At 43.5% G+C, this 19,417-nt stretch carries 17 protein-coding genes; 15 read left to right on the plus strand and 2 right to left on the minus strand.

Translation table 11 applies throughout. The features are described from left to right. Positions 1 to 34 precede the first annotated feature (34 nt). Genes rapZ through whiA form a run of 3 tightly spaced genes read left to right on the plus strand, consistent with a single transcriptional unit; the run spans position 35 to position 2,807 of the window. Positions 35 to 925: an RNase adapter RapZ gene (rapZ, locus tag BLS46_RS00345; RefSeq protein WP_093584568.1), complete on the plus strand. Its 891-nt coding sequence runs from the start codon at positions 35 to 37 to the stop codon at positions 923 to 925. Beyond that, positions 922 to 1,899: a YvcK family protein gene (locus BLS46_RS00350; protein WP_093584571.1), complete on the plus strand. Its 978-nt coding sequence runs from the start codon at positions 922 to 924 to the stop codon at positions 1,897 to 1,899. The genes rapZ and BLS46_RS00350 overlap by 4 nt, the downstream gene beginning before the upstream one ends. Further along, the gene (gene whiA, locus BLS46_RS00355; RefSeq protein WP_093584574.1) at positions 1,896 to 2,807 is read left to right on the plus strand and encodes a DNA-binding protein WhiA; all 912 of its coding nucleotides are present in this window, start codon (positions 1,896 to 1,898) and stop codon (positions 2,805 to 2,807) included. Before BLS46_RS00350 ends, whiA begins: the two co-directional genes overlap by 4 nt. Before the next feature lie 32 nt (positions 2,808 to 2,839). On the opposite strand, the gene BLS46_RS00360 is transcribed toward whiA, so the two are convergent. Beyond that, the gene (locus tag BLS46_RS00360; RefSeq protein ID WP_093584577.1) at positions 2,840 to 3,808 is read right to left on the minus strand and encodes an NAD(P)/FAD-dependent oxidoreductase; all 969 of its coding nucleotides are present in this window, start codon (positions 3,806 to 3,808) and stop codon (positions 2,840 to 2,842) included. A 136-nt stretch (positions 3,809 to 3,944) separates the two neighbouring features. Here BLS46_RS00360 and cdaA point away from each other — a divergent pair, with 136 nt between their 5' ends. The 8 genes from cdaA to BLS46_RS00405 all read left to right on the plus strand — a co-directional run bounded on the left by cdaA (position 3,945) and on the right by BLS46_RS00405 (position 12,234). Next, complete coding sequence (cdaA, locus tag BLS46_RS00370) at positions 3,945 to 4,802, plus strand: diadenylate cyclase CdaA (protein WP_001010979.1); 858 nt, start codon at positions 3,945 to 3,947, stop codon at positions 4,800 to 4,802. Further along, the gene (locus BLS46_RS00375; RefSeq protein ID WP_093584580.1) at positions 4,789 to 5,571 is read left to right on the plus strand and encodes a CdaR family protein; all 783 of its coding nucleotides are present in this window, start codon (positions 4,789 to 4,791) and stop codon (positions 5,569 to 5,571) included. The genes cdaA and BLS46_RS00375 overlap by 14 nt, the downstream gene beginning before the upstream one ends. A 28-nt stretch (positions 5,572 to 5,599) precedes the next feature. Further along, entirely contained in the window at positions 5,600 to 6,952 is a 1,353-nt protein-coding gene (gene glmM / locus BLS46_RS00380; protein ID WP_093584583.1) for a phosphoglucosamine mutase, read from the plus strand. A gap of 73 nt (positions 6,953 to 7,025) precedes the next feature. Then, a complete protein-coding gene (locus tag BLS46_RS00385; protein WP_001050092.1) occupies positions 7,026 to 7,400 on the plus strand; it encodes a DUF1149 family protein in 375 nt (124 codons plus the stop codon). A 2-nt stretch (positions 7,401 to 7,402) separates the two neighbouring features. Continuing rightward, complete coding sequence (locus tag BLS46_RS00390; RefSeq protein ID WP_093584586.1) at positions 7,403 to 8,251, plus strand: DegV family protein; 849 nt, start codon at positions 7,403 to 7,405, stop codon at positions 8,249 to 8,251. Between the two features lie 151 nt (positions 8,252 to 8,402). After that, positions 8,403 to 9,170 carry a 4-hydroxy-tetrahydrodipicolinate reductase gene (gene dapB, locus BLS46_RS00395; protein WP_093584589.1) on the plus strand — a complete coding sequence of 256 codons (768 nt, stop codon included), beginning with the start codon at positions 8,403 to 8,405 and terminating at the stop codon, positions 9,168 to 9,170. Beyond that, positions 9,167 to 10,366 carry a CCA tRNA nucleotidyltransferase gene (locus BLS46_RS00400; protein WP_093584592.1) on the plus strand — a complete coding sequence of 400 codons (1,200 nt, stop codon included), beginning with the start codon at positions 9,167 to 9,169 and terminating at the stop codon, positions 10,364 to 10,366. Before dapB ends, BLS46_RS00400 begins: the two co-directional genes overlap by 4 nt. Further along, positions 10,363 to 12,234: an ABC-F family ATP-binding cassette domain-containing protein gene (locus BLS46_RS00405; RefSeq protein WP_093584595.1), complete on the plus strand. Its 1,872-nt coding sequence runs from the start codon at positions 10,363 to 10,365 to the stop codon at positions 12,232 to 12,234. Before BLS46_RS00400 ends, BLS46_RS00405 begins: the two co-directional genes overlap by 4 nt. Positions 12,235 to 12,271: 37 nt before the next feature. Here the strand turns inward: BLS46_RS00405 and mntE are convergent, their stop codons facing one another. Further along, entirely contained in the window at positions 12,272 to 13,456 is a 1,185-nt protein-coding gene (gene mntE, locus BLS46_RS00410; RefSeq protein WP_093584598.1) for a CDF family manganese efflux transporter MntE, read from the minus strand. A gap of 306 nt (positions 13,457 to 13,762) precedes the next feature. Here mntE and BLS46_RS00415 point away from each other — a divergent pair, with 306 nt between their 5' ends. The 4 genes from BLS46_RS00415 (at position 13,763) to yaaA (ending at position 19,386) form a co-directional block, all read left to right on the plus strand. Further along, positions 13,763 to 16,459, plus strand: coding sequence for a cation-translocating P-type ATPase (locus BLS46_RS00415; RefSeq protein WP_093584601.1), 2,697 nt, complete (start codon positions 13,763 to 13,765; stop codon positions 16,457 to 16,459). A gap of 104 nt (positions 16,460 to 16,563) precedes the next feature. Next, entirely contained in the window at positions 16,564 to 16,974 is a 411-nt protein-coding gene (locus tag BLS46_RS00420; RefSeq protein WP_000415395.1) for a peptide deformylase, read from the plus strand. An 11-nt stretch (positions 16,975 to 16,985) separates the two neighbouring features. Further along, positions 16,986 to 18,581, plus strand: coding sequence for a hypothetical protein (locus BLS46_RS00425; protein WP_093584604.1), 1,596 nt, complete (start codon positions 16,986 to 16,988; stop codon positions 18,579 to 18,581). Positions 18,582 to 18,657: 76 nt separating this feature from the next. Then, on the plus strand, positions 18,658 to 19,386 hold the full coding sequence (yaaA, locus tag BLS46_RS00430; RefSeq protein WP_093584608.1) for a peroxide stress protein YaaA: 729 nt from the start codon (positions 18,658 to 18,660) through the stop codon (positions 19,384 to 19,386). Positions 19,387 to 19,417 lie beyond the last annotated feature (31 nt).

The following is a 19,417-nucleotide window of genomic DNA, read 5'->3' on the forward strand; positions in this document are numbered from 1 at the left end:
TCTGCCAAACTTTTTTTGATATAAGGAGAGATAGATGACAAAAAAACAACTTCACCTTGTGATTGTAACAGGGATGAGTGGTGCAGGGAAAACGGTAGCCATTCAGTCCTTCGAGGATTTGGGATATTTCACTATTGACAATATGCCACCAGCCCTCTTGCCGAAGTTTTTACAGTTGGTCGAGACCAAGGATGATGACCACAAACTGGCCTTGGTAGTCGATATGCGGAGCCGTTCTTTCTTTTCAGAGATTCAGGCTGTTTTGGATGAATTGGAAAACCAAGACGATTTGGATTTCAAAATCCTCTTTTTAGACGCAGCAGATAAGGAATTGGTCGCTCGTTACAAGGAAACTAGAAGAAGTCACCCTCTAGCAGCAGATGGTCGGATTTTAGATGGCATCAAGCTAGAACGTGAACTCTTGGCACCTTTGAAAAACATGAGTCAAAACGTGGTGGATACGACAGAACTCACTCCGCGTGAACTGCGTAAAACCATTGCTGAGCAATTTTCGGACCAAGAACAAGCCCAGTCTTTCCGTATTGAGGTCATGTCTTTTGGATTCAAGTATGGTATCCCTATTGATGCAGACTTGGTTTTTGATGTCCGTTTCTTACCAAATCCCTATTACCTACCAGAGCTGCGTAATCAAACGGGGCTGGATGAGCCTGTCTACAACTATGTGATGAATCATGAAGAGTCTGAAAATTTCTATCAGCACTTGCTAGCCTTGATTGAGCCGATCTTGCCAAGTTACAAAAAAGAAGGCAAGTCCGTCTTGACCATTGCAGTAGGATGTACAGGTGGACAGCACCGTAGTGTTGCCTTTGCCAAGCGCATAGCTGAGGACCTTGCTAAAAACTGGCCTGTCAATGAAAGCCATCGTGACAAAGACAGAAGAAAGGAAACGGTAAACCGTTCATGAGAAAACCAAAAATAACGGTGATTGGTGGAGGGACTGGTATCCCCGTCATTTTGAAAAGCTTGCGAGAAAAGGATGTTGATATCGCGGCCATCGTAACAGTAGCTGATGATGGTGGATCTTCTGGTGAGCTAAGAAAGAATATCCAACAGCTGACACCACCAGGTGATCTTCGCAATGTCCTGGTAGCCATGTCGGATATGCCTAAGTTTTATGAGAAGGTTTTTCAGTACCGATTTTCAGAAGAGGCTGGAGCTTTTGCTGGCCATCCACTAGGAAATATCATCATAGCAGGGCTTTCTGAAATGCAAGGGTCTACCTACAATGCTATGCAATTACTCAGTAAGTTCTTTCACACAACAGGAAAGATCTACCCCTCAAGCGATCATCCTTTGACACTGCATGCAGTCTTTAAAGACGGTTCTGAGGTGGCAGGTGAGAGCCACATTGCAGATCATCCAGGCATGATCGACCATGTCTATGTGACCAATACTCTGGATGATAAAACACCACAAGCCAGCCGTCGAGTAGTCAATACCATTCTCGAGAGTGACATGATCGTCTTGGGGCCTGGTTCCCTCTTTACATCGATTTTGCCAAATATTGTCATTGAGGAGATTGGGCAGGCTCTCTTAGAGACCAAAGCGGAGATCGCCTATGTCTGCAATATCATGACCCAGCGTGGGGAAACAGAGCACTTTTCAGACAGTGACCACGTGGAAGTCCTCCATCGACACTTAGGTCGGCCTTTTATTGATACGGTCTTGGTCAATATCGAGAAGGTTCCTAGAGAATACATGGATACTAACCGTTTTGATGAGTATTTGGTTCAGGTAGAGCATGATTTTGCTGGTCTTTGCAAACAGGTCCCTCGTGTGATTTCATCCAACTTCCTTCGTTTGGAAAATGGAGGAGCCTTCCATGATGGCGATTTGATTGTGGATGAATTGATGCGCATCATACAGGTGAGAAAATGAGTTTTACAGTTGCAGTAAAAGAGGAAATTCTTGGTCAACATCATCTCAGTCGTCATGAATTGTCTGCCATTATCAAGATGTCTGGCAGTATCGGTCTCTCGACTTCAGGCCTGACCTTGTCAGTCGTGACCGAAAATGCCAAGTTAGCTCGTCACCTTTATGAGTCCTTTCTCCATTTTTATGAGATCAAGTCTGAGATTCGACACCATCAGAGAAGCAATCTTCGCAAGAATCGTGTCTACACGGTCTATACCGATGAGAGAGTGCAGGAGCTTTTAGCTGACTTGCGACTTGCGGATTCCTTCTTTGGTTTGGAGACAGGTATCGATCCCGATATTTTAGCAGATGAAGAAGCTGGTCGTGCTTACTTATGTGGAGCCTTTCTGGCAAATGGTAGCATCCGAGATCCTGAGTCTGGCAAGTACCAGTTGGAGATTAGTTCCGTTTATCTGGACCATGCCCAAGGATTGGCCTCTCTTCTCCAGCAGTTTTTGCTGGACGCCAAGGTCATTGAGCGCAAGAAAGGTGCGGTTACCTATCTCCAGCGTGCAGAGGACATCATGGATTTCTTGATCGTGATTGGGGCCATGCAGGCGCGTGATGATTTCGAGCGAGTTAAGATTTTGCGTGAAACCCGTAACGATCTCAATCGAGCCAATAACGCCGAAACAGCTAATATCGCTCGGACGGTTTCTGCCAGCATGAAGACTATCAATAATATCAGTAAAATCAAAGATAGAATGGGCTTGGAAAATTTACCAGTGGATTTGCAGGAGGTAGCTCGCTTGCGGATCCAGCATCCAGACTACTCTATCCAGCAGTTGGCAGATAGCCTGAGCAATCCCCTAACCAAAAGTGGCGTCAATCACAGACTTAGAAAAATAAACAAGATTGCAGATGAATTATAAAACCACGAATTATTCAATTCGTGGTTGTTTTCTTATAAACTGGTCGAGTGTTTGGGTTGAACTTTTTGTTCAGGGTCGATGTAGTTGATGGCATTGTTAACAGCTGTTGGAGCTTCACCTAGTCCTGTAGCGATCAAGTCAATCTTTCCTTCATAGTAGCAGCAGTCCCCAATGGCGTAGATACCTGCTTGACTGGATTCTTGTTTGCTGTTAACGATAATTTTGTGACGGCTAAGCTCCAGACCCCAATTTTTAAGGTTGCCGACAGATGATTTGAAACCGTAGTTGACAAAGAGGTGGTCTACTTCGATAGTTTCGGTTTCATCTGATTTGACTTTGGTGATTTCTAGTTTGTCGAGTGTTTTACCATCTCCGAGGAGTTGGCTAGGAACGAAAGGTGTCTTGATGGTTACAGATGATTCTTGCAGGGCTTGCACACTATGTTCCAAGGCGCGGAAATTATCTCTGCGGTGAACGAGAGTAGTTGGCGCAATTTTTTCAAAAGCTAGAGCCCAGTCAACAGCTGAGTCCCCACCACCAAGGATGGTCACCTTCTTGCCTGCGTATTGTTGAATGTTGGATACGTGGTAGTGGATATTTTCATAGTTTTCAACGCCGTCTAATTCGAGTGGCCGTGGTTTGAAGGCGCCTCCCCCCATGGCAATGATGACTGTTTTAGTCAGGTGGCTTCCCTTGTTGGTTGTGATGGCAAATCCTTCATCTTGTTTTTCAATCTCAAGAACGGTTTCGTTGAGATGAACAGGTGTTTCAAAGCCGTTTAGCTGTTCAATCAAGCGATTGGTCAACTCTTCTCCAGTTAAGTTTGGAAAACCTGGCACATCAAGGATTTGCTTCTCAGGGTAGAGGATGGCTGGTTGACCACCGAGCTGGGGAAGAGAGTCGATGATTTGGACTTTGGCTTGGCGTAGGTGGGCGTAAAAGGCAGCAAAGAGGCCGACAGGACCGCCACCTACAATGGTAATATCATAGAGTTGAGACATGATTTCTCCTTCGTTTTTTCTAGTCAGTTTATTTTATCATATTTTTAATCAAATTAAAATGAAGCAGGATAGGGAAAAAATTGTTAGAAAATGGTATAATAGAACGGAACGTGTTTTGATAGGGAGGGAACTAGAGATGAATTTTCAGCAATTTTCCAACTTGCAATACTGGACGAGTTTGTTTTCAAGCCCTTGGACTATAGTCATCAATCTGATTGATATTCTCATTGTGACTTATATTTTGTATCATTTTACAAAGGCCATTGCAGGTACCAAAATCATGATCTTAGTTCGGGGAGTTTTGGTCTTCATTCTAGCTCAAATTCTCTCCAATATGATTGGTTTAACGACTATTTCTTGGTTGATCAATCAGATCATCACCTACGGGGTCATCGCAGCGGTGGTCATCTTTTCACCGGAGATTCGGACGGGTTTAGAGCGGTTGGGCCGGGCTACTGATTTCTTCTCCAATGCACCTATTAGTGCAGAAGAGCAAATGATTCGTGCCTTTGTGAAATCAGTCGAATACATGAGTCCGCGTAAAATTGGTGCTCTGGTAGCAGTTCAACGAGTGAGAACTTTACAGGAATACATCTCGACGGGGATTCCCCTAGATGCCAAGATTTCAGCTGAATTGCTCATCAATATTTTTATTCCTAACACTCCCTTGCACGATGGAGCGGTCATTATCCGAGAAGATCGGATTGCTGTTACTTCAGCCTACTTGCCACTTACTGAAAATACAGAGATTTCCAAAGAGTTTGGAACACGGCATAGGGCGGCGATTGGTTTGTCGGAAGTATCGGATGCTCTTACCTTTGTGGTTTCGGAGGAAACAGGTGGAATCTCAATCACCTATAATGGAGTCTTTAAGCACGATTTGACCTTTGAAGAGTTTGAATCTGAACTGAGAAGAATCCTGCTTCCAACATCAGAGGAAAAACATGGTCTGAAAGAGCGCTTGCTGGGAGGATTGAAACATGAGAAAAAATAGTCTTTATATTATTTCTTCCTTCTTTTTCGCCTGCATTCTTTTTATCTATGCGACTTCAACAAACTATCAGAATAGCAATAGTGCTAGACAGGTGCGGACGGAAACCTACACCAATACGGTCCTTAATGTCCCAATAGATATTCAGTATGATAGCGACCAGTACTTTATCAGTGGCTTCACGTCAGAAGTAACGGTTTTCTTGACAGGTTCCAATCGAGTTGCTTTGGCAAGCGAAATGCAGGAAAGTACGCGCAAATTCAAGGTGACAGCTGACTTGACAAATGCCAGTGTAGGAACCATCGAAGTTCCTCTAACCATTGAAAATTTACCGAGTGGTTTGACCGCTGTTGCAACTCCGCAAAAGATAACAGTGAAGGTTGGTAAAAAAGCAAAACGTGATAATGTAATCGTTGTGCCGGAGATTGACCCTAGTCAGATTGATTCTCGTGTGAAAATTGATACAGTCACTGTGTCAGATGAAAAAGTAACGGTTATTAGTGACGAGGAGACTCTTTCTAAAGTAGATCGTGTCATTGCCATCTTACCGACGAGTGAACGGATAACAGGTAACTACTCGGCTTCTGTTCCTCTACAAGCAGTTGATAAAAATGGAAATGTTTTGCCAAGCGTCATTATGCCGTTTGACACTACAATGAAAATTACAACAAAAACAGCAGCGTCTAGTTCGAGTAACTCGTCAACAAGTTCCTCAGAGGGCAGTTCGTCTTCAACGAGTTCAGAAACGAAATCAGATTCGTCTAAACAATAATAAATAATAGAAAAGGATGATAAATAAAATGGGTAAATATTTTGGGACTGATGGAGTCCGTGGAGAAGCAAACGTAGAATTGACGCCAGAATTGGCCTTTAAATTGGGTCGTTTTGGAGGTTATGTCCTCAGTCAACACGAAACGGAAGCACCTAAAGTCTTTGTAGGACGTGATACACGTATCTCAGGAGAAATGCTAGAATCTGCCTTGGTGGCAGGTCTTCTATCAGTAGGGATTCACGTCTACAAACTCGGTGTCCTTGCAACACCAGCAGTAGCTTATTTGGTTAAAACTGAGGGAGCTAGTGCGGGTGTCATGATTTCAGCGAGTCACAACCCAGCCCTTGATAATGGAATTAAATTCTTTGGTGGGGATGGCTTCAAACTAGATGATGAAAAAGAAGCAGAAATTGAAGCCTTGCTGGATGCTGCTGAAGATACTCTTCCTCGTCCAAGTGCAGAAGGCTTGGGAACCTTAGTGGATTACCCAGAAGGTTTGCGTAAGTATGAAGGCTATCTTGTTTCAACTGGAGCTCCTCTTGAGGGAATGAAAGTGGCCTTGGACACAGCAAACGGTGCAGCGTCTACAAGTGCCCGTCAAATTTTCGCTGATCTGGGTGCCCAGTTGACTGTAATTGGGGAAACACCTGATGGTCTTAACATCAACCTAAATGTTGGTTCAACTCACCCAGAAGCTCTCCAAGAACTAGTAAAAGAAAGCCAGTCTGCTATTGGTTTGGCCTTTGACGGTGATAGTGACCGTTTGATTGCTGTTGATGAAAATGGCGATATCGTTGATGGTGACAAGATCATGTACATCATCGGGAAATACCTTTCTGAAAAAGGCCAGTTGGCTCAAAACACCATCGTGACAACCGTCATGTCTAACCTTGGTTTCCATAAGGCTTTGGATAGTGCTGGCATTAACAAGGCAGTCACTGCAGTTGGAGATCGCTATGTTGTTGAAGAAATGAGAAAATCAGGCTACAACCTTGGTGGTGAACAATCAGGCCACGTTATCTTGATGGACTACAATACAACTGGTGATGGTCAACTATCAGCTGTTCAATTGACTAAAATCATGAAAGAAACAGGCAAGAGCTTGTCTCAACTAGCATCAGAAGTGACGATTTACCCACAAAAACTGGTCAATATCCGAGTGGAAAATGCCATGAAAGAAAAGGCCATGGAAGTACCAGCTATCAAGACAATCATCGAAAAGATGGAAGAAGAGATGGCAGGGAACGGTCGTATCCTTGTCCGTCCGAGTGGAACAGAACCCCTCTTGCGTGTCATGGCAGAAGCCCCTACAACAGAAGAAGTTAACTACTACGTAGATACGATTGCTGCTGTTGTGAAAGCTGAAATCGGGATTGACTAAAGCCTAGAAAACTAGATGAAAAGATAAAAATGTGGTACAATTGCATAGTAAATTGTAGCAATGGGAGAGAAAAATGAATCTTAAACGAGAACAAGAATTTGTTAGCCAGTATCACTTTGATGCTCGTAACTTTGAATGGGAAAATGAAAATGGAGCTCCTGAAACCAAGGTAGACGTGAACTTTCAGCTACTCCAACATGACCAAGAAAACCAAGTGACTTCGCTTGTTGTTATCTTGAGCTTTATGATTGTCTTTGACAAATTTGTCATCAGTGGAACAATTTCTCAAGTTAACCATGTGGAAGGTCGTATTGTCAACGAACCAAGCGAATTTAACCAAGAAGAAGTCGAAACCTTGGCACGTCCATGTTTGAACATGCTTAATCGTTTGACTTATGAAGTAACAGAAATCGCCTTGGATCTTCCAGGGATCAATTTGGAGTTTTAGTCATGAAATTAGCTGTCATTACAGATTCTTCAGCCTATTTAGAGGAGAAGACGCTGCAAAGAGAGAATCTATTTATCTTGGATATTCCTGTCAATATTGATGGGGAGGAGTATGTTGAAGGTGTCAATCTGACTGCTGAGGAATTTTATCAAAAAATGGCTCAGTCTGCAGAATTGCCTAAGACCAGTCAACCAAGTATTGCCAAATTGGATGAGATTCTAAGTTCCTTGAAAGATGAAGGCTATACCCATGTCTTGGGACTCTTTCTTTCGTCAGGAATTTCAGGCTTTTATCAGAACATCCAATACATGTTGGACGAGTATGAAGGGTTGACCATTGCTTTTCCTGATACCCATATCACAAGTTCCCCTCTAGGATTTATGGTGGAGAGTGCCTTTGAATGGGCAGAACAGGGCGATGATTTTGCCCAGATTCAGGAGAAGTTGGCTATCCAAATTGCTGATAATTCAGCCTTTATCATAGTAGATGACCTCGACCACTTGGTTAAGGGAGGACGTTTGTCAAATGGAGCTGCTGTCTTAGGGAATCTCCTCAGTATCAAGCCTATCCTCTACTTTAATGACCAAGGGGTGATTGAAGTTTACGAAAAAGTACGTACGGAAAAGAAGGCAACAAAACGTTTGGTGGAAATCATCAAAGAGTTGACAAAAGATGGGGACTACCGTATTACAGTCATTCATGGTAACGCACCTCAAAAGGCGGCAGATTTGCGCCAACTCTTGATTGAGAGTGGTGTGACTTCTGAGATTCCAATTGTTAGCTTTGGTAGTGTCATTGGAACCCACCTTGGAGAAGGCAGTATTGCCTTGAGCTATACACCAATCGTCTAGATTGTTCTTACAGGCTTTGTATCTTAGAAATTGAACACAGACTATCTGCCTCTTGAAAAAAGATGCCTGTCTTGCCTTTCGTGGAAAGTCAGCGCCATTCCCTATTTTTCACGGGCAGCTAACGTCCTTTGTATCTTAGATAGGAGTAGAGATGAGTATTCGAGTAATTATTGCCGGGTTTAAGGGAAAGATGGGCCAAGCTGCTTGTCAGATGGTCTTGGCTGATCCAGACTTGGACTTGGTCGCAGTTTTGGATCCTTTTGAGTCTGAGTCAGAATGGCAGGGAATTCCTGTCTTCAATGATAAGACTGACTTGGCTGGTTTTGAAGCGGATGTCTGGGTAGATTTTACTACACCAGCCGTTGCCTACGAAAATACACGTTTTGCTCTTGAAAATGGCTTTGCTCCTGTCGTAGGAACAACAGGCTTTACTAGTGAAGAAATTACAGAACTAAAAGCATTTTCCCGTGAACAAGATTTGGGTGGCTTGATTGCCCCTAACTTTTCCTTGGGAGCTGTCTTGCTCATGCAATTTGCGGCGCAGGCTGTCAAATATTTCCCAAATGTAGAGATTATCGAGCTCCATCATGACAAGAAAAAAGATGCTCCGAGTGGAACAGCCATTAAAACGGCTGAGCTGATGGCGGAAGTTCGAAAGTCTATCCAACAAGGTGCACCTGATGAGGAAGAATTGATTGCGGGTGCTCGTGGTGCAGACTTTGATGGCATGCGCATCCACTCAGTCCGTCTACCAGGCTTGGTAGCCCATCAGGAAGTCATCTTTGGCAATCAGGGAGAAGGATTGACCCTTCGTCATGACTCCTATGATCGCAGCTCCTTCATGACAGGGGTGAATTTGGGAATCAAAGAAGTTGTCAAGCGTCATGAGCTTGTCTATGGATTAGAACACTTATTATGAGATTAACACAAATGCCTTCTGAATTTCAGAAGGCTTTACCAGTATTAGAAAAAATTAAAGAAGCAGGCTTTGAGGCCTATTTTGTTGGGGGCTCTGTTCGAGATGCCCTTCTCCATCGTCCCATCCATGATGTGGACATTGCGACCTCTTCTTATCCAGAGGAAACCAAGAAAATCTTTCCAAGAACTGTAGATATCGGAATTGAGCATGGAACAGTCTTGGTCTTAGATGGCGATGAAGAGTATGAAGTAACTACCTTTCGGACGGAGGATGTCTATGTGGACTATCGCAGACCGAGTGCGGTTTCTTTTGTGCGTTCGCTAGAAGAAGACCTCAAACGTCGTGATTTCACAGTCAACGCCTTTGCCTTGGATGAGATAGGCGAAATCATTGACTTGTTCCATGGTTTAGAAGATTTGGAAAATCAAGTTTTGCGAGCAGTTGGAATTGCTAGTGAGCGTTTCAACGAAGATGCTCTGCGTATTATGCGTGGTTTTCGCTTTCAGGCCAGTCTTGGTTTTGAACTTGAGCGAGAAACATTTGAAGCTATGAAATCCTTGACGCCGCTCTTGGAGAAGATTTCTGTGGAGCGCACCTTCGTTGAGTTTGATAAACTCTTGCTGGCACCTTTTTGGCGAGTTGGCCTGTCTTCCATGATTGAGAGTCAAGCTTATGATTATCTTCCTGATATGGCAGCCAGTCGAGAAAAGCTTCAAAAATTGTTTGATTTAGAGGCGGATTTCACCTTTGAGTCTTCTGAGCAAGCCTGGGCGGCTCTATTGTGGACTTTGGAGATTAAAGATGCACAGCCATTTTTGAAACATTGGAAGACCTCACGTCAATTTGCCAAGCAAGTACAGGATTTGCTGACCATTTTAGCTTTGCGAGAAGAAGGAGAGCTGAGCAAGCGCGATTGTTACCGCTTTGACTTGGATTCCCTTCTACAAGCTGAAAGTCTTCGTCAGGCTCAAGGAAAAGAAGTCAATCCACAAGCCATCAAAGAAACTTACCATAGTTTGACCATTCATGATAAGAAAGAAATCAAGATCAACGGTGGTATTTTAATCAAGGAATATGGTTACCAGCCTGGGCCAGACTTGGGAGAGGTTTTAACAGAGATTGAGTTTGCCATTGTCGATGGAGAATTGGAAAATAATCGTCAAGCTATCCATGCTTACCTGAGGGAGAAAAGATGAGTGATTTTATCGTTGAAAAACTAAGCAAATCCGTCGGTGACAAGACCGTTTTTAAAGATATTTCTTTTATCATCCATGATTTAGATAGAATCGGTCTGATTGGTGTTAATGGAACGGGTAAGACCACCCTTTTAGATGTTCTTTCAGGTGTTTCTGGCTTTGATGGGGATGTCAGTCCATTTTTGGCTAAGAATGATTATCAGATTGGCTATTTGACCCAGGATCCAGATTTTGACGATAGCAAGACGGTCTTGGATACGGTTCTGTCCAGCGACCTCAAAGAAATTCAGCTGATTCGTGAGTATGAGTTGATCATGCTCAACTACAGTGAGGACAAGCAGGCTCGTTTGGAACGGGTCATGGCGGAGATGGATTCTCTCCAAGCTTGGGAAATCGAGAGTCAGGTCAAGACCGTTCTCAGCAAGTTGGGTATTCAGGACTTATCAACTCCTGTTGGGGAACTGTCAGGTGGTCTAAGAAGACGAGTCCAGTTGGCGCAAGTTCTCCTAGGAAACCACGACCTCTTGCTTCTGGACGAGCCGACCAACCACCTGGACATTGCGACTATTGAGTGGCTGACCCTCTTTTTGAAAAATTCCAAGAAGACCGTTCTCTTCATCACCCACGATCGTTATTTCTTAGACGCTTTGTCAACACGAATTTTCGAGTTGGACCGAGCAGGCTTGACCGAGTATCAGGGTAATTATCAGGACTATGTTCGCCTTAAGGCGGAGCAAGATGAGCGTGACGCTGCTCTCCTTCACAAAAAAGAACAACTTTATAAGCAAGAATTGGCCTGGATGCGCAGACAACCACAGGCACGTGCGACCAAGCAGCAGGCTCGGATCAATCGTTTCCACGACTTGAAAAAAGAAGTTTCAGGTGGAGTTGCTGAAACAGACTTGACCATGAACTTTGAAACCAGTCGGATTGGGAAGAAAGTCATCGAGTTTCAGAATGTTTCCTTCGCCTATGAAAACAAGCCCATTTTGCAAGATTTTAATCTATTGGTGCAAGCCAAAGACCGTATCGGAATCGTTGGGGATAATGGTGTGGGGAAGTCAACTCTGCTTAATCTCATCGCAGGAAGTCTTGAGCCGACTAAAGGTCAAGTGATCATCGGTGAGACGGTTCGCATCGCCTATTTCTCTCAACAAATTGAAGGTTTGGATGAAAGCAAACGGGTTATCAATTACCTGCAGGAAGTAGCAGAAGAGGTTAAGACCAGTGGTGGTTCTACGACTTCCATTGCTGAGCTGCTGGAGCAGTTCCTCTTCCCACGTTCGACGCATGGAACCTTGATTGAGAAATTGTCTGGTGGAGAGAAAAAACGTCTTTATCTTCTCAAACTTCTCCTTGAGAAACCAAATGTACTTCTCTTGGACGAGCCGACAAATGACCTAGATATTGCGACCTTAACAGTCTTAGAGAATTTCTTGCAAGGTTTTGCAGGCCCTGTCTTGACAGTCAGCCACGACCGTTATTTCCTTGATAAGGTAGCGACCAAGATTCTTGCCTTTGAGAATGGAAGTATCCGTACTTTCTTTGGTCATTATACCGACTATATTGATGAAAAAGCCTTTGAAACAGAGATGGCGAATCGAGTGCAAAAGGCCGAAAAAGAGAAAGCGGTCAAAGTTCGAGAAGAAAAGAAGCGTATGACCTACCAAGAAAAGCAGGAGTGGGCAAGCATTGAAGGGGATATTGAGGCCTTAGAAAATCGTATCGCTATAATTGAAGAGGCGATGCAGGCAAATGGCTCTGACTTTGGTAAGCTAGCGACCCTTCAGAAAGAACTAGACGAGAAAAACGAAGAACTCCTTGAAAAATACGAACGCTATGAGTATCTAAGTGAGTTTGATAGTTAGAAGAATAGAAAAATCCCGTCTCAACGACAGGATTTCTCTATTCTTTTTTTGTTTCCTGGTGGAAGATATTTTGCCAAGTTTCATGGCGACGCCAGATACTGGTGTGGACGATACCATCTAGCTCATAGCAAATGAGTTTGGTTTTCTGACTAATGGAGGTAATCTGAATGTCCTTAATCGCAGCACTAAGTTCTTTTTCAGACTTATAAGCCTCTTTATCCATCTGCTCTCCATCTTGACGGATATAGAGAAAGTCCTCAGCAAGGAGTTCTTCTAGCTGATTTCCTTGGTCAATCAATTGCTCACGCATGAGCAGTTTTTTATAGACATTGTCTAAAATCTCGTCCTCAGGTATGGGAGCTGGCTCGATATGGACATCGGTATCAAAGACTCCAAAACGCTCTTCCAGCATGGACTCGACCTGGTCCGCAATCTCATGACTTTCATAGACTGATAGGTCAGGATTCATTTCCAGGGTGATATCAAGGTAGATATTGCTACCGTAGGTCCGCCCTCTTTGGGACTTGACCTTACTAATCTTTGGAATCTCCATGATGGCCTTTTGGTAGTCCTCTAGCAGACGGTCATCAAAACCATCTGAAAGACTGAAGGAAGACTCGATAAAGATATCATAGGCTGTTTTTAAGATAAAGAAGGTGATGATGATAGCGACCAATTTATCCACGATAGGGTAATTGAAACTGCTGGCTAAGATAGCAATGGAAGTCCCAAGCGAGGTGACAGCATCGGAAAGATTGTCCTTAGCAGCTGCTTTGAGAGCCTTGGATTTGGATTTCTTACTGAGGCGTGTATTGTAGAGATAGACCACAAACATAATCGCTGCAGAAATGATTCCTAGAGTTGCACCCAGAGGATCAATGGGTGTTTGTTCCCGACTAAGGATTTTCTGAATGGTGTCCCGAAGTACATCAAAACCAACATAGAACATGATGATGGAAGTAATCAAGCTAGCCAAATCTTCAATCTTCCAGTGACCAAAGCTATGGTCACGGTCTGCAGGTTGGCGGGCCATCCGAATCCCAATCAAGAGAGCAACATTTCCAATAATATCGGATACGTTGTTGAAACCATCTGCTACCAAACTGGAAGAATGCAGGAGGCGACCAGTTGCCAATTTTGCTGCAGACAAGAGGAGGTAGGTTGAAATGCTGATAATGGCTCCACGTTCTGCCAATTTGAGATTTGACATGGATTGGTTCATCGGGCTTCCTTTCTAGTCATATAGTATTCTACCATTATACTGGTTTTCAAGGGAAAATTCAAATTTAGTCTTGTTTCATCTGATTTAAACCCTTGAAAATTGTTCAAATTTTGATATAATAGTACTACTCAAGGGAGTAGCTGGCAGAAACCTGTGATAGTGTCGTCATTCCGAACTGTATACTGAAAAGTATGTTTTCCGGCACTATCTTAAACAGCGAGACTTGTTATGATTAACAGGTCTCTTTTTGTTTGTCATAAAACTAAAAGAGAACTTGTTTTGCACACAATGTCAAGGAGGAGACACATGTCAAAAGAACAAAAACGCCAAGCGTTTTACACTCAGAGTCCTGAAGAGGTCTTGAAGTCAGTTGAAGCAACTGAACAAGGTCTCTCGTCTAGCGAAGCGCAGAAACGCCTAGCTGAATATGGACGCAATGAACTGGAAGAGGGTGAGAAAAAATCTCTCCTAGTCAAGTTTATTGAGCAATTTAAGGATTTGATGATTATCATCCTAATTGCTGCGGCTATCTTGTCCGTCATAACTTCTGGTGGGGAAGATATCGCAGATGCCATCATTATCCTTGCCGTGGTTATCATCAACGCTGCCTTTGGTGTTTACCAAGAAGGAAAAGCAGAAGAAGCCATCGAAGCCCTCAAGTCTATGTCTAGTCCAGCTGCTCGCGTTATTCGTGATGGGCACATGGCTGAGATTGATTCCAAAGAATTGGTACCAGGTGATATCGTTGCCCTTGAAGCTGGTGATGTAGTGCCAGCAGACCTACGTTTGCTAGAAGCTAATTCTCTTAAAATTGAAGAAGCAGCCTTGACAGGTGAGTCTGTTCCAGTCGAAAAAGACTTGACTGTCGAGCTCTCTGCAGATGCTGGTATTGGTGACCGTGTCAATATGGCCTTCCAAAACTCAAATGTGACTTATGGTCGTGGTCTTGGCGTTGTTGTCAATACAGGTATGTACACGGAAGTGGGTCATATCGCTGGCATGCTCCAAGATGCGGATGAGACGGATACACCACTCAAACAAAACTTGAACAACCTTTCTAAGGTCTTGACCTATGCAATTTTGGTCATTGCCCTTGTTACTTTTGTAGTCGGAGTCTTCATTCAAGGTAAAAATCCACTTGGTGAGTTGATGACATCTGTTGCGCTTGCTGTTGCAGCCATCCCAGAAGGACTTCCTGCTATCGTGACCATCGTTCTTGCCCTTGGTACTCAAGTTTTGGCAAAACGAAACTCTATCGTTCGTAAGTTGCCAGCAGTTGAAACACTTGGTTCAACTGAGATCATCGCTTCTGATAAGACTGGTACGCTTACCATGAACAAGATGACAGTCGAAAAAGTCTTCTATGATGCAGTCCTACATGATTCAGCTGATGATATTGAACTAGGTCTTGAAATGCCTCTTCTTCGTTCTGTTGTTTTGGCTAATGATACTAAGATTGATGCAGAAGGAAACCTGATTGGGGATCCAACGGAAACAGCCTTCATCCAGTATGCCTTGGACAAGGGCTATGATGTTAAAGGATTTTTAGAGCAATATCCTCGTGTAGCTGAGTTACCATTTGACTCAGATCGTAAACTCATGTCAACGGTTCATCCATTACCAGATGGTAAATTCCTCGTAGCAGTCAAGGGAGCCCCTGACCAACTTTTGAAACGTTGTGTTGCTCGTGATAAGGCTGGAGATGTTGCTCCGATTGATGAGAAAGTTAATGACTTAATTCACACAAACAACTCTGAAATGGCTCACCAAGCCTTGCGTGTTCTTGCGGGTGCTTATAAGATTGTAGACAGCATTCCAGAAAACCTGACTTCTGAAGAGCTTGAAAACAACTTGATCTTTACTGGATTGATTGGAATGATTGACCCTGAACGTGCCGAAGCAGCAGAAGCTGTTCGTGTCGCTAAGGAAGCGGGAATCCGTCCAATCATGATCACTGGTGACCACCAAGATACAGCGGAAGCCATTGCTAAACGTTTGGGAATCATCGATGAAAATGACTCGGAAGACCATGTCTTGACTGGTGCTGAACTCAACGAACTTTCTGATGAAGAATTTGAAAAAGTCGTTGGTCAATACTCTGTCTACGCGCGTGTATCTCCAGAACACAAGGTTCGTATCGTCAAGGCTTGGCAAAAACAAGGTAAGGTTGTTGCTATGACAGGTGACGGTGTTAATGATGCGCCAGCTCTGAAAACAGCCGATATCGGTATCGGTATGGGAATCACTGGTACAGAGGTTTCTAAGGGGGCTTCTGACATGATTCTTGCAGATGATAACTTTGCGACCATTATCGTCGCAGTTGAAGAAGGACGCAAGGTCTTCTCAAACATTCAAAAGACTATTCAGTACTTACTTTCTGCCAATACTGCTGAAGTATTAACTATCTTCTTATCAACCTTGTTTGGTTGGGACGTCTTGCAGCCAGTTCATCTTTTGTGGATCAACTTGGTAACCGATACCTTCCCAGCTATCGCTCTTGGTGTTGAACCTGCTGAGCCAGGTGTTATGACCCACAAACCTCGTGGACGTAAGTCAAGCTTCTTCTCAGGTGGTGTTTTGAGTTCTATCATCTATCAAGGTGTACTCCAAGCAGCTATTGTTATGAGTGTTTATGGACTTGCAATTGCTTACCCAGTTCATGTGGGTGACAATCATGCCATTCATGCGGATGCCCTTACTATGGCCTTTGCAACCCTTGGTTTGATTCAACTATTCCATGCCTACAATGTCAAGTCTGTTTACCAATCCATCTTGACAGTTGGCCCATTCAAGTCTAAGACCTTTAACTGGTCCATCTTGGTATCCTTCATCCTTCTGATGGCGACCATCGTTGTAGAACCGCTTGAAGGAATCTTCCACGTAACCAAACTAGACTTGTCACAATGGGCCATTGTTCTAGCTGGAAGCTTCTCAATGATTATCATCGTCGAAATCGTCAAGTTTGTTCAACGTAAACTTGGTCTTGATAAGAACGCGATTTAAAAAGAAAGTCATCTTCGGATGGCTTTTTTTGCATTTGAGGGAAAGGACTAGAAGTTGCCCCCTTTTGTGCTATAATAAAGTAAAGTTGTAAGGAGCGTAAGAGAATGGAAAAGAGAATTGTCCGAGATGTCTTATTCTTGTCGCAGGTCTCGAAAGCTGCAAGTCAAGAAGACCTTTATCTGGCTAAGGATTTGCAGGATACCCTGCTGGCTAATCGAGAGACCTGTGTCGGTCTGGCGGCTAATATGATTGGTGTGCAGAAGCGCGTGATTATCTTTAATCTTGGTCTAGTTCCCATGGTTATGTTTAACCCCATTCTCCTTTCCTATAAAGGACCTTACGAGACAGAGGAAGGTTGTTTGTCTTTGACTGGGGTTCGAACGACGACTCGTTATGAAACGATTACGGTTTCCTATCGCGATAGCAAGTGGCAGGAACAGACCATTACGTTAACAGGCTTTCCAGCTCAGATATGCCAACATGAACTGGATCATTTGGAAGGACGGATTATTTAGGAGGAATTCAGATGAAACGCATACTATTTGAACTTGTTTTTATCGCAACGACTTGGTATATCTTTTTACCACCCTTCAATCTGACTAGTTGGGAATTCATCTTCTTTCTCTGTGGGCATTTGGTGGTGATGGGGATTTTGTTTAGTTTCCGCAAGGATACCAATCTCCTCAAAACTGTTCACCTACGCCATGGCAAGGCTACCAAAGATCTCAATCTAGAAGGATTCCTTTTTACCAAACTTAGTAGAGGATTGTTTCTGGCTGCAGGTATCATCTTTGCCCTTGCTGGTCTGGTAAGCCTGGTAACCTCTAGCTTTTTCCAAGCAAAAAATTATGCTAATGTGGTATCTATCACAGAAAAAGATTTTAAAGATTTTCCCAAGAGTGATACCAGCAAGGTTCCAATCCTAGATCGGAGTACCGCCGAAAAGATTGGAGACCGTTATCTAGGCTCTCTGACGGATAAGGTCTCCCAGTACGTAGCAGCAGATACTTATACCCAGTTGACGGTTGATGGCAAGCCCTATCGGGTTACACCTTTGGAGTATGCCGACCCGATCAAATGGTTTAATAATCAGTCCAAGGGAATTGGCGAGTATATCAAGGTTGATATGGTGACAGGAAATGCGGAATTGGTGGATTTAAAAACGCCAATGAAGTATTCAGACTCTGAGTATTTTAACCGAGACGTCAAACGTCATCTTCGGATCAAGTACCCAACCAAGATTTTTAAAACGCCTTCCTTTGAGGTGGATGATGAAGGCAATCCTTACTATGTAGCAACCGTTTATCAAAAACAGTTTGGTCTAGGAGTCCCTCGTCCTTCGTCTGTTATTATCTTAGACGCCACCAATGGAGAAACCAAGGAATACAGCTTGGATGAAGTCCCAGAATGGGTGGATCGTGTCTATCCAGCAGAAGAAACCATCGAACAAATCAACTACAACGGTAAGTATAAAGACGGCTTCTGGAATGCCTTGATTTCTAAGAAAAACGTTACCCAAACGACAGAAGGCTATAACTATCTTTCTATCGGAAATGACATTTATCTCTACACGGGGGTGACTTCAGCAAACGCCGATGAAAGTAATCTAGGATTTATCCTTGAAAACATGCGCACTGGTGAAATCATCAAGTACAATCTAGCTTCTGCAACCGAAGAATCTGCCCGTGCTTCAGCTGAAGGAGCCGTTCAGGAGAAGGCCTACAAGGCTACCTTCCCTATTCTGGTCAATCTCAATGACAAACCGCTCTACATCATGGGCTTGAAGGACAATGCAGGCTTGGTCAAGGAGTATGCATTGGTCGATGCCGTGGAGTACCAAAACGTTATCGTAGCAGCTACGGTAGATGAACTCCTCAGCAAATATGCTAATAAAAATGACCTCGAGCTGGATAATGAAACGGTAGAAAACATTAAGGGAATCGTCTCAGACCTTAAATCAGCTGTTATCAAGGGTGACACCGTCTACTTCTTTAAAGTTGATGGCAAGATATACAAGGTCAAGGCTTCAGTGTCAGACGACCTTCCTTACCTCGAAAATGGTCAATCCTTCGAAGGTCAAGTTGGAAAAGATAACTATCTCAAAACATTTAAAGTCAAGTAAAAGAAACCTCGGTATGAACCGAGGTTTTTAAGATGAAATTCTTGGTCGTGATTGAAAAATATGCTACACTAACAATATGAAAATTTTAATCCCAACAGCCAAAGAAATGAACACAGATCTTCCTTGTATCGAAGCGCTCCCCTTGAGGGAAGAAAGTCAGGCAGTTCTTGATTCACTGGCGCACTACTCAGCTAGTGAATTAGAGACCTTTTATAAGGTATCTGCCGAGAAAGCAGAAGAAGAGTACGCTCATATTCAAGCTTTAAAAGATCAGAGGGCTAAACATTATCCAGCCTTGAAACTCTTTGATGGTCTCATGTATCGCCACATCAAACGAGATGAGTTAACCGAGTCTGAACAAACCTACCTGGAAAATCATGTCCTGATTACCTCAGCTTTGTATGGCGTTGTTCCAGCCCTATCTCCCATGGCTCCTCACCGTTTGGACTTCTTGATGAAGTTAAAAGTGGCTGGAAAAACTCTAAAGAGTCATTGGAAGTCAGCCTACGATGAGGCACTTCAGGATGAGGACTTGATATTCTCACTCCTATCATCAGAGTTTGAAACTGTATTTTCTAAGGAAATCAGAGAAAAGATGGTGACCTTCAAATTTATGGAGGATAAGGCAGGTCAGTTGAAAATCCATTCAACCATTTCAAAAAAAGCCCGTGGCGCCTTTTTGACCGCCTTGATAGAAGGGCAAGTTCAAACAGTTGACCAAGCTCGCAAGCTCCGCTTTGCCGGTTTTGACTACCGATCGGATTTATCAAGTGACTTAGAGCTCGTCTTTGTGAAACAAGAATAAAACCAGCTCATTCGAGCTGGTTTTTGCTTGA

The sequence above is a fragment of the Streptococcus sp. NLAE-zl-C503 genome (assembly GCF_900104285.1).
Taxonomy (GTDB): Bacteria; Bacillota; Bacilli; order Lactobacillales; family Streptococcaceae; genus Streptococcus.